8 protein-coding genes are annotated in these 10695 nt (G+C 60.7%); 6 read left to right on the top strand and 2 right to left on the bottom strand.

Annotated elements, in window-relative coordinates:
* Window positions 1–488 precede the first annotated feature (488 nt).
* The 3 genes from C9422_RS08350 (at window position 489) to C9422_RS08340 (ending at window position 5702) form a co-directional block, all read left to right on the top strand.
* Window positions 489–1847 carry a TolC family outer membrane protein gene (locus C9422_RS08350; RefSeq protein WP_007972522.1) on the top strand — a complete coding sequence of 453 codons (1359 nt, stop codon included), beginning with the start codon at window positions 489–491 and terminating at the stop codon, window positions 1845–1847.
* A 149-nt stretch (window positions 1848–1996) separates the two neighbouring features.
* A complete protein-coding gene (locus tag C9422_RS08345) occupies window positions 1997–4156 on the top strand; it encodes a type I secretion system permease/ATPase (RefSeq protein WP_116580308.1) in 2160 nt (719 codons plus the stop codon).
* A gap of 181 nt (window positions 4157–4337) precedes the next feature.
* Window positions 4338–5702: an HlyD family type I secretion periplasmic adaptor subunit gene (locus tag C9422_RS08340; protein ID WP_116580307.1), complete on the top strand. Its 1365-nt coding sequence runs from the start codon at window positions 4338–4340 to the stop codon at window positions 5700–5702.
* Window positions 5703–5847: 145 nt separating this feature from the next.
* Here C9422_RS08340 and C9422_RS08335 read toward each other — a convergent pair whose 3' ends face one another.
* Window positions 5848–6444 (bottom strand): tRNA-uridine aminocarboxypropyltransferase, encoded by a 597-nt coding sequence (locus tag C9422_RS08335; RefSeq protein WP_116580306.1) that lies wholly within the window; start codon window positions 6442–6444, stop codon window positions 5848–5850.
* Between the two features lie 4 nt (window positions 6445–6448).
* The gene (locus C9422_RS08330; protein WP_007972518.1) at window positions 6449–7342 is read right to left on the bottom strand and encodes a LysR family transcriptional regulator; all 894 of its coding nucleotides are present in this window, start codon (window positions 7340–7342) and stop codon (window positions 6449–6451) included.
* Window positions 7343–7682: 340 nt separating this feature from the next.
* Between C9422_RS08330 and speB the strand changes: the two genes are divergently transcribed.
* The 3 genes from speB to C9422_RS08315 are packed head-to-tail and all read left to right on the top strand — an operon-like array spanning window position 7683 to window position 10632.
* The gene (speB, locus tag C9422_RS08325) at window positions 7683–8633 is read left to right on the top strand and encodes an agmatinase (protein WP_007972517.1); all 951 of its coding nucleotides are present in this window, start codon (window positions 7683–7685) and stop codon (window positions 8631–8633) included.
* 9 nt (window positions 8634–8642) lie between these two features.
* Window positions 8643–9065, top strand: a complete 423-nt coding sequence (locus tag C9422_RS08320; protein ID WP_116580305.1) for a nuclear transport factor 2 family protein — start codon at window positions 8643–8645, stop codon at window positions 9063–9065.
* 55 nt (window positions 9066–9120) lie between these two features.
* Complete coding sequence (locus C9422_RS08315) at window positions 9121–10632, top strand: cytosine permease (protein ID WP_007972514.1); 1512 nt, start codon at window positions 9121–9123, stop codon at window positions 10630–10632.
* Window positions 10633–10695 lie beyond the last annotated feature (63 nt).

Raw genomic sequence — 10695 nt, 5'->3', positions numbered from 1 at the left:
CCGGTTTACTTGAGTAAGCCGTGGCCCCGGCAACGATATCGCCCAGCCATTCGCTCACGGCGCTGTTTACGGTTTGGGGAAAACTCCTCTGCAATCAATGGCATCGGATCCCTGTGCGCAACAACCTTGCTGTGAACGATGCGTAACGATCTTGAATCACTCAAGTGACAAAAAACCGTCACTCCCAGATCGCTAGCGTCCCTCCCCTCCAGCACTTCTCCGCTCTATGTCGATAAGTGGATTGGAACTTTTCTCAAACCCCGACGAGCGCCCCAGAGCTCATAAAACAAGGGCTTTCGAATTGAACAATGTGCTGGATTTCGCAGAGCGCATAAGTTTTTTTTGGCATAACCGTTATGAAAAAAATTTCTTAGCTACGCTTCAGAATGTTCTTAGCTCTTTTGTTAAAGTCATGAAACAACTTTACCTATAAATGTCGTCAAATAATTGGCGACTGATAAGCACCATCAGGAATCAGGGAGATGTACATGCGCCTATTAACCCCCCTCTGCAGCGCGGTTCTTTTGGCCATGGCCTGCTCGTCCCAGGCTCAGGCCATGACGCTGACCGAAGCGATCCAGAGCACCATCGCGACGCACCCGGAGCTGGCATCGCGGGTGGACAGCCGTCTGTCGGCTGACGAGGACGTGAAGGTCGCCAAAGGGGGCTTTTATCCATCGGTAGATCTGAACGCTGCTTACGGGCGCGGGTACAGCGATAACACCAACACCCGGGCGCTCGGCAATCACCACACCGAAACCCTCAACTACACCCAGTCGGAATTGCGCCTGCGGCAAATGCTTTTTGACGGGTTCAACACTGCCAACGAAGTGGCTCGCACCAAAGACGTGGTCAACTCGCGAGCCTATTACGCTCAGGGTACGGCTCAGGATCTGGCCCTGCGCACCACCGAGGTTTATCTCGAAGTGCTCAAGCGCCGCGAACTGGTGACCCTGGCCAAGAACAACCTGCAGGCACACTTGCGAGTCAACGACCAGATCGGCCTGCGCACCCAGCGTGGCGTGGGCAGCAACGCCGATGCCGACCAGTCCAGCGCTCGCCGGGCACTGGCAGAAAACAACCTCGACACCGCCGAAGTCGATCTGGCTGACGCCGAGTCGAACTTTTACGCCGTTGTCGGGCGTATGCCCGATGAGCTCGAAGCCCCGCCGTCGATTCGCGGTGAAGTCCCAACCTCCCTGCCTGAAGCCCAGCAGAGCATGGTGGAAAACAACCCTTACCTGAAATCCGCCCAGGCCGATGTGCAGTCGGCCGAAAGCCAATACGAAGTTGCCAAGTCGCCCTTCTACCCACGTCTTGACGCCGAGGCGGCAGTGGGTGCGAACAACAACGTGCAGGGTGACGAAGGCCACGACAACGAGTGGCGGGTCGGCGTGGTGATGAACTACAACCTGTTCCGCGGCGGCAGCGACAAGGCGCGCCTGGCCTCCGACGCGCACAAGATCAACCAGGCCATGGACATCCGCAACAATGCCCTGCGCCAGCTCAACGAGAATATTCACCTAGCCTGGAACGCCATGGTCAATGCCAAGAAACAAACCCCGACCGCCCGTGAATACGCCGACACCAGCAAGCGTGTACGCATTGCCTATCAGGATCAGTTCGGCCTCGGCCAGCGGACCCTGCTTGACCTGCTCGACAGCGAAAACGAACTCTACAACGCCAACCGTCGCTACACCGAAGTGCGCTACACCGAAGAGTTTTCGATGTACCGCGTGCTGGCGAACATGGGTCAGTTGTTGAGCAAGCAACGGGTCGTACTGCCCGCCGACGCAATCGCCCAGACCGAAGTGAAAAACGAAGCTCGCCTGCCTGAAATGAAATAACGAAGTACCCGTGCAGGCGCGGCCGCAGGCTGTGATCTTTTGAACGTGCTTGCTGAAAAGCAAAGTCAAAAGATCGCAGCCTGCGGCAGCTCCTACAATGAGATATGCAGATATCTGTCAATTGCCGAAGAGCAACGGGAGCAATCAATTTGACCAGCATGGAACCCGGCAACACTGGTGTCGATCCGCGTCTGAGCTTCGATGACCCGCTTCTGGACGGTCTGTTGATCCTCTGCAAACTCCACGGTGCGACGGTCAGTCGCGCCAGCCTCAGTGCCGGGCTCCCCATGGCACACCAACGCCTGAGCCTGGACCTGCTGCCCCGAGCAGCAGCCCGGGCCGGTTTGCAGGCGCGTCTGCTGCGCCGTGACCTCAAGGACATCTCGCCGCTCAACCTGCCCGTGTTGCTGTTGCTCAACAACGGCCGCACGGCCGTCTTGCGTCGTTATGCCGAGGACGGCAAGGTGCTGATCCTGCCCAGCGAAGCCGACGGCGGCGAACAATGGCTCAGCCCTGAAGAGCTGGCCGAACACTACAGTGGCCAGGCGCTGTTTGCCCGGCCACGCCACGAACTCGAAGACTTGCGCTCGCCGCTGGTGCCTCGGGTCCAGGCCTGGTTCCGCGATACGCTGAAGCTGTCGAAATGGCTGTACAGCGATGCGATCCTGGCGAGTTTCCTGATCAACCTGCTGGGGCTGATGGTGCCGCTGTTCGTGATGCAGACCTACGACCGGGTGGTGCCGAACCAGGCCACTTCGACCTTGTGGGTGCTGGCGATCGGTCTGCTGATCGGCACCGCTTTCGAACTGGTGCTGCGAGTCGTTCGCGCGCACCTGCTGGATACCGCCGGCAAGAAAACCGACGTGATCCTGTCGGCCACCCTGTTCGAGCGCATCACCGGCATGGCGATGAAAGCACGGCCGGCGACCATCGGGGGGTTTGCCCAAAGCATTCATGATTTCCAGGGCCTGCGGGAGTTTCTCACCGCCGTGACCCTCACCAGCCTGATCGACCTGCCCTTCTGCCTGCTGATGCTGCTGGTGATCGGCCTGCTCGGTGGCTGGCTGGTGGTGATTCCGATCCTGGCGTTTCCCATCACCATCATTTTCGCCATGGTGATCCAGGTACGCCTGCGCGACACCGTACAGAAAAGCCTCAGCCTCGGTGCCGAACGCCAGGCGTTGCTGATCGAAACCCTCAGCGGCCTGGAAACCCTCAAGGCCTGCAGCGCCGAAAGCGAACGCCAGCACAAATGGGAAAGTACCCACGGCGCCCTCACCCGCCTCGACAGCCATGCGCGCAACCTCTCGGCCCTGGCCACCAACGGCACGCTGTTCATCCAGCAGATGTCCGGCATGGCGACCATCGTCGCCGGGGTCTACAGCATCATCGCCGGCAATCTCAGCGTCGGTGCCCTAGTGGCCAGCTACATGCTCGGCAGTCGGGTGCTGGCGCCACTGGGACAGATCGCCGGCCTGATCACCCGCTACCAGCAAGCGCAACTGACCATGAAAAGCACCGACGCGCTGATGGGCCTGCCCCAGGAGCGCGACACCAGACAACGGCCTCTGGAGCGCACCCAACTGCAAGGCGCGCTGGATGTTGTCGGCGTGACCTTCCACTACAACGGCCAGAATTCTCCCGCCCTGGCCAATGTCAGCTTCAGTGTGAAACCCGGTGAGCGAATCGGCGTGATCGGTCGCAGCGGCTCGGGCAAAAGCACCCTGGCGCGGCTGGTGATGGGTTTCTACGAACCGGAGGAAGGCCAGCTATTGCTCGATGGCCTGGACTTGCGACAGCTGGACGTCGCCGACCTGCGCCATCAGATCGGTTACGTCGCTCACGACCTGCCGCTGCTGGCCGGCAGCCTGCGCGATAACCTGACCCTCGGCGCGCGCTACATCAGTGACTCACGCATGCTCGAAGTAGCCGAACTCACCGGCGTCACCGAACTGGCCCGGCAACACCCGCAAGGCTTCGACCGGCCCGTGGGCGAGCGCGGACAATTGCTGTCCGGTGGTCAGCGCCAGGCGGTTTTGCTGGCCCGGGCCTTGTTGCTCGACCCGCCGATCCTGCTGCTCGACGAACCGACCAGTGCCATGGACAACAGCAGCGAAGATATCCTGCGGCAAAAACTCCACGGCTGGGTCCAGGGCAAAACCGTGCTGCTGGTGACTCACCGCACCTCGATGCTGAGCCTGGTGGATCGGCTGGTGGTGCTGGACAACGGACGGATCGTCGCCGACGGGCCGAAAGAAGCAGTCATCGATGCACTGCGCAAGGGCCGTGTCGGCTCTGCGGCTGTTTAGATGCGAATACACAACCTGTGGCGAGGGAGCTTGCTCCCGCTGGGATGCGACGCAACCCCCTCGTTGTGTCATCTGGATAGCGCCAGCAGTTTTTGCGACGGCTTCGCCGCCGGACGGGAGCAAGCTCCCTCGCCACAGGATTGTGTTCGGCACTATTTCTCTTAACTGACGGGTATCGCCCATGTCTGCTCAAACGCCAGATTCAGCGCCCCGAGGCTACTTCAACAGCTTCGGTAAAAGCGCCGAAGTCGAATTCATGCCGGAAACCGCCGGCGCCTCATTGCAGGACTCACCGCGCTGGTCGCGGATCACCGTGTGGCTGGCGGCGGCGTTGCTGATCAGCGCGCTGGTCTGGGCCAAATTCGCCGTGTTGCAGGAAGTCACCATGGGCGAAGGCAAGGCGATTCCGTCGAGCAAGGTCCAGGTGATCCAGAACCTCGAGGGTGGCATCGTCACCGAGATCTTTGTGCGCGAAGGGCAGATGGTGAACAAGGGCGACACCTTGCTGCGCCTGGATGACACGCGCTACCTGTCGAACAAGGGCGAAAGCGAAGCCGATCGCTACGCCTTGACCGCGCAGGTCGAACGGCTCTCGGCCGAAGCCGAAGGCCGGCCGTTCAAGCTGTCAGAAGAAGTGATCGCCAAGGCTCCGCAAGTGGCCGAAGACGAGCGCTCGCTGTACGAGCAACGGCAACGTCGACTCGCGAGCGAACAGCGCACACTGTCGGAACAACTTCGGCAAAAAACCCAGGAACTGGCGGAGTTCCGCTCGAAACAGGGTCAATTCAGTTCAAGCCTGGCGTTGTTGCAGCAAGAGATGAACATGTCCACGCCGCTGGTGGGCACCGGCGCGGTGTCACCGGTGGAAATCCTGCGCCTCAAACGCAGTGCCGTGGAGATTCGCGGCTCGCTGAACGCCACCACCCTGGCGATCCCCCGGGCGGAATCGGCGATCAACGAGATCAAAAGCAAGATCGACGAGTCTGAACAGACCTTCCGCTCGGAAGCGGCCAAAGAGCTGAATGAGAAACGCACCGACCTGTCGAAAATCACGGCGTCGAGCATCGCTATCGACGACCGTGTCACCCGTACCACAGTGGTCTCGCCGGTGCACGGCATCATCAAGGTGTTGAAGGTCAACACCATCGGTGGTGTGGTCCAGCCCGGCAGTGACATGGTGGAAATCGTGCCGCTGGAAGACAACCTGCTGATCGAAGCCAAGGTCCGCCCGCAGGACGTTGCATTCCTGCATCCGGGACAGAAAGCCATGGTCAAGTTCAGTGCCTACGACTACACGATCTACGGCGGCCTGAGCGCCAAGCTGGAACTGATCGGCGCCGACACCATCACCGACGACAAGGGCAACAGCTTTTATCTGATTCAGGTGCGCACTGACAAAAACCATCTGGGCGGGGATGTGAAACCGCTGCTGATCATCCCGGGGATGGTGGCGACGGTGGACATTATTACCGGGGAGAAAACGGTGCTCGATTATCTGCTTAAGCCGGTGCTCAAGGCGCGGACCGAGGCGATGCGGGAAAGGTAGGCAGCCTCCAAAATCTGCTGTGACTGATCTGCCGCTTTCGCGGGCAAGCCCGCTCCCACGGGTTCATTGGCGTTCGCAAACTTTATGTACAACACGAACACTGTGGGAGCGGGCTTGCCCGCGAAGAGGCCGGCACATACACCGATCACTTGTCGGCATGATTACGCTGGTAAACCTCCTCCCCCATCGCCGCAATCTGCCCCTCGATCAACGCTTCGAACGGCTTCAACAACGGCGCAAACGAAGTCGGTGCTTCAAGGGTTTCCAGCGCCTGCACAATCGCCTCCACTGTCGACAACGCCCCCGGCCCCGGTGCCTTGCGCAGCCGATAACGGGACACACCGCCTTCGGCCAGCGTCACCCTCGGCAACGCCGCCAGCAGCGGATTGAGGTGCAGCATCTTGCGTGCCTTTCGCCAGGTGCCGTCCGGGACCACCAGCAACATCGAATCATTAGAGCAGCCATAGGCTTTCATCGGCTGCGCTTCTTCGCCCGGAAACAACAACCGTGCCGTATATCCCGGACGATTCAACAACACCGGCAAATCCTCGAACACCTCACCCACGATCAACTCGGCATTCTCCAAACCCAACGCCGCCAACCGCGCCGTATTCAGCGCATGGTTCACTTCGCTCGGATGCTGCAACAGCAACACCCGGGTGCGGCTGTCGAGGCTCGGGATCAACGGGCACAGACAGTGCGATTGCGGACGCAGACAGCGCGGACATTGAATTCTGGACATCGTCTCAGGCCTGATTCAGTTGGGCTTTAAGCAAATCACGGAACGTCTGGATCAGCGGCTCGCGGCTACGGCCCCGGCGCACGATCATCGAGAACGGCGCCTGATAACCAAAGGTCGCCGGCAGCAACACCCGCAAGTCGCCCTTGTCGGCCCAGGCCTGGGCGTAGTGCTCCGGCAGATAGCCGATGTAGGCGCCCGACAGCACCAGAATCAGCTGGGCTTCCATACTTTCCACGGTCGCGGCGCTGTGCTTGAAGCCGTGACGCGCCAGCTCGGCCTGGCTCCAGTAGCCACGGCCGACCATGCGCTGCTGGGTGATGACCTGCTCGGGAATGCGCCGCTCGTTGAACAGCGGATGCCGCGTGCTGCAATACAACCAGTGTTGCTCACGGTACAGCGGCATATACACCAGGCCGCTCATGCGTGTGGAAAACGCACCGATGGCCAGGTCGAGACGGTTGTCCTGCACGCCGAGCTGCAGTTCGTAAGGGCTCATTACCGACAGGTGCAAGTGCACGGCCGGGTGTTCCTGGCTGTAGGCACCGATGGCTTCGGCGAACGGCAGAGCCTTGTCGCTGACCGTGGAGTCGATCACCCCGAGGTTCAAGGTGCCGCGCAACTCGCCCTTCAGCGCGGCGGCGTACTGCTCGAAGCCTTCGAGTTCGCCCAACAGACGCAGGGTTTCCTGATGGAACAACTCCCCCTTGCTGGTCAGGCTGAACCCGCCACGACCGCGATGACAGAGCACCAGGCCGAGGGCCGCTTCGAGCTGGCTCATGTAGGTGCTGATGGCCGACGTCGAGAGGTTGAGCTCCTGCTGGGCGTTGGCGAAGCCCTGATGGCGCACCACGCTGACGAAGATGCGCAATAGTTTCAGGTCGGGTAAAGCGTTGGCCATGGGTACTCCTGACACCATTTGATTTCCAGCTGTCTCCTGTAGGAGCTGCCGAAGGCTGCGATCTTTTGATCTTCATTCTTGGCGACCATGAAGCCGCCGAAAATCAAGATCAAAAGATCGCAGCCTTCGGCAGCTCCTACAGGGTTAGCCATCAGCCGTTGAACGAGTGGTGAAGTCTACCGCCGCCCTGGCCATTAGTTTAGAAAAATCTGAACTAAGTATTTGCCCGTAGCGATTCTTCCCGGCCACTACATTTCGCAGAATCGCCCCACAACGGTGCCCGTACCTTCCGTGAACGGCGCAACCCTATAAATAAAACAACGACGATGAGGCCCTACCCGTGGACAAGATTCTTCACCAACCACTGGGCGGCAACGAAATGCCGCGCTTCGGCGGCATCGCCACCATGATGCGACTCCCCCACTTGAATACCGCTGCCGGCCTGGACGCTGCCTTCGTAGGCGTGCCGCTGGACATCGGTACTTCCCTGCGCCCTGGCACCCGTTTCGGGCCTCGCGAAATCCGCGCTGAATCGGTGATGATCCGCCCATACAACATGGCCACTGGCGCTGCGCCGTTCGACTCGCTGTCGGTTGCCGACATCGGCGACATCGCGATCAACACCTTCAACCTGCTGGATGCCGTACGGATCATCGAAGAGTCCTACGACAACATCCTCGAACACGATGTGATCCCCCTGACCCTGGGCGGCGACCACACCATCACCCTGCCGATCCTGCGTGCCATCCACAAGAAGCACGGCAAGGTCGGCCTGGTGCACATCGACGCTCACGCTGACGTGAACGATCACATGTTCGGCGAAAAAATCGCCCACGGCACCACGTTCCGTCGCGCCGTTGAAGAAGGCCTGATTGACCCGGACCGCGTGGTGCAGATCGGCCTGCGCGCCCAGGGCTACACCGCTGACGACTTCAACTGGAGCCGCAACCAGGGCTTCCGTGTGGTTCAGGCCGAAGAGTGCTGGCACAAATCGCTGGAGCCGTTGATGGCTGAAGTCCGCGAGAAAGTCGGTGGCGGTCCTGTCTACCTGAGCTTCGACATCGACGGTATCGACCCGGCCTGGGCGCCAGGTACCGGCACCCCGGAAATCGGCGGTCTGACGACCATTCAGGCGATCGAGATCGTTCGTGGCTGCCAAGGCCTCGACCTGGTCGGTTGCGATCTGGTAGAAGTCTCGCCCGCTTACGACACCACCGGCAACACCTCGCTGCTGGCCGCCAACCTGCTGTACGAAATGCTCTGCGTACTGCCTGGCGTAGTCCACCGCTGAGGATGGCTCATGAACGAACGCGATCAGGTTTTGAAAGCCGCCGCCGATCTGGTGTCCGCTTTTGCCCGTAACGATCGCGAAGCCTACTTCGGCGCTTTCAGCGCCGATGCCAGCTTCGTCTTCTACACCCTCGAAAAGCCCCTGCTGTCGCGCGACGCCTACCAGGCGATGTGGGACGGCTGGCGCGCCGAGGATGGCTTCGAGGTGCTCTCGTGCACCTCGAGCAACGCTTTCGTCAGCCTGCAGGGTGACGTGGCGATTTTCATCCATGACGTAGCCACCGAGCTGCGCATGCAAGGGGAGCAGCACTTTAGCCAGGAGCGCGAGACGATTGTTTTCAGGAAACAAGCGTCTGGCCAAGAACAACAAGGCCTATGGCTGGCCTGCCACGAACATTTGTCCGCGATGCCGGAAGGGCTGCCACCCCCTTAGCCAACACAGGTGACGCTCACGCACGATGAGCGCGCCTTTATGATCGGAGCTGATCATGAATAACAACAACAAAGACCAAAGCCTTACGCAAATTGAAACCTACGGGGTCGAACAAATCCCTGACAACGAACGCACCGCAGGCCCGACGGACTTGTTCCGGATGATCTTCGGTGGTTCCAACACCTTTGCTACCGCCGTTCTCGGCAGTTTCCCGGTCCTGTTCGGCCTGTCTTTCCAGGCGGGCGTCTGGGCAATTGTGCTGGGCGTGTTGCTGGGTTCGCTGATCCTCGCGCCAATGGGCCTGTTCGGCCCGATCAATGGCACCAACAACGCCGTGTCTTCCGGTGCGCACTTCGGCGTGCACGGGCGGATCGTCGGTTCGTTCCTGTCGCTGTTGACCGCCATCGCCTTCTTCTCGCTCTCGGTGTGGAGTTCGGGTGATGCGCTGATCGGTGGCGCCAAACGCCTGATCGGCCTGCCGGAAACCGACCTGACCCTGGGCCTGGCCTACGGTCTGTTCGCGATCCTGGTGCTGACCGTGTGCATCTACGGCTTCCGCTTCCTGCTGTGGGTCAACAAGATCGCGGTGTGGAGTGCCAGCCTGCTGTTCCTGCTGGGGATCTTCGCCTTCGCCGGTCCCTTCGATGCGAACTACGCCGGTAGCGTCAACATGGGTCAACCGGGTTTCTGGGCCGCCTTCATTGGTGCTGCGCTGGTGGCCATGAGCAACCCGATTTCCTTCGGTGCGTTCCTCGGCGACTGGTCGCGCTACATTCCGCGTGACACCTCCAAGCGCCGCATCATGGCGGCGGTGGTGATTTCGCAGATCGCAACGTTCATCCCGTTCCTGTTCGGCCTGACCACCGCCACCATCGTAGCGATCAAGGCACCGGACTACATCGCGGCCAACAACTATGTCGGCGGCCTGCTGGCGGTATCGCCAAGCTGGTTCTTCCTGCCGGTGTGCCTGATCGCGGTGATCGGCGGCATGTCCACCGGCACCACTTCGCTGTACGGCACCGGCCTGGACATGTCCAGCGTATTCCCACGGGTACTGTCGCGGGTCAAGGCCACGCTGCTGATCGGTGTGATGTCGATTGCCTTCATCTTCATCGGGCGCTTCGCGGCCAACCTGGTGCAGAGCGTGTCGACCTTCGCCGTGCTGATCATCACCTGCACCACCCCCTGGATGGTGATCATGATCATCGGCCTGCTGGTGCGTCGCGGCTTCTACTGCCCCGATGACCTGCAAGTGTTCACCCGCGGCGAAAAAGGTGGCCGTTACTGGTTCACCCACGGCTGGAACTGGCGTGGCCTGGGTGCCTGGATCCCGAGCGCGGCCGTCGGCCTGTGCTTTGTGAACCTGCCGGGTCAGTTTGTCGGGCCGCTGGGCGAAATGGCCGGTGGCATCGACATCAGCCTGCCTGTGACCCTGGGCCTGGCCTCGCTGGTGTACCTGGCGCTGCTGAGCCTGTTCCCGGAATCGCGCGAAGTGTTCGGCCCGAATGACCCTCGCAGCAAGAGCACGGATTCGCTCGCTAAACCGGCGATGCGTCAAGCCGCCTGATGTAACACAAGACCTGTGGGAGCGGGCTTGCTCGCGAAGACGGCAGCACATTCAACACTGATG

The sequence above is a fragment of the Pseudomonas sp. B1(2018) genome, from assembly GCF_003097365.1.
Classification (GTDB): Bacteria; Pseudomonadota; Gammaproteobacteria; order Pseudomonadales; family Pseudomonadaceae; genus Aquipseudomonas; species Aquipseudomonas laurylsulfatiphila.
This window is presented reverse-complemented; position numbering and strand designations above follow the sequence as displayed.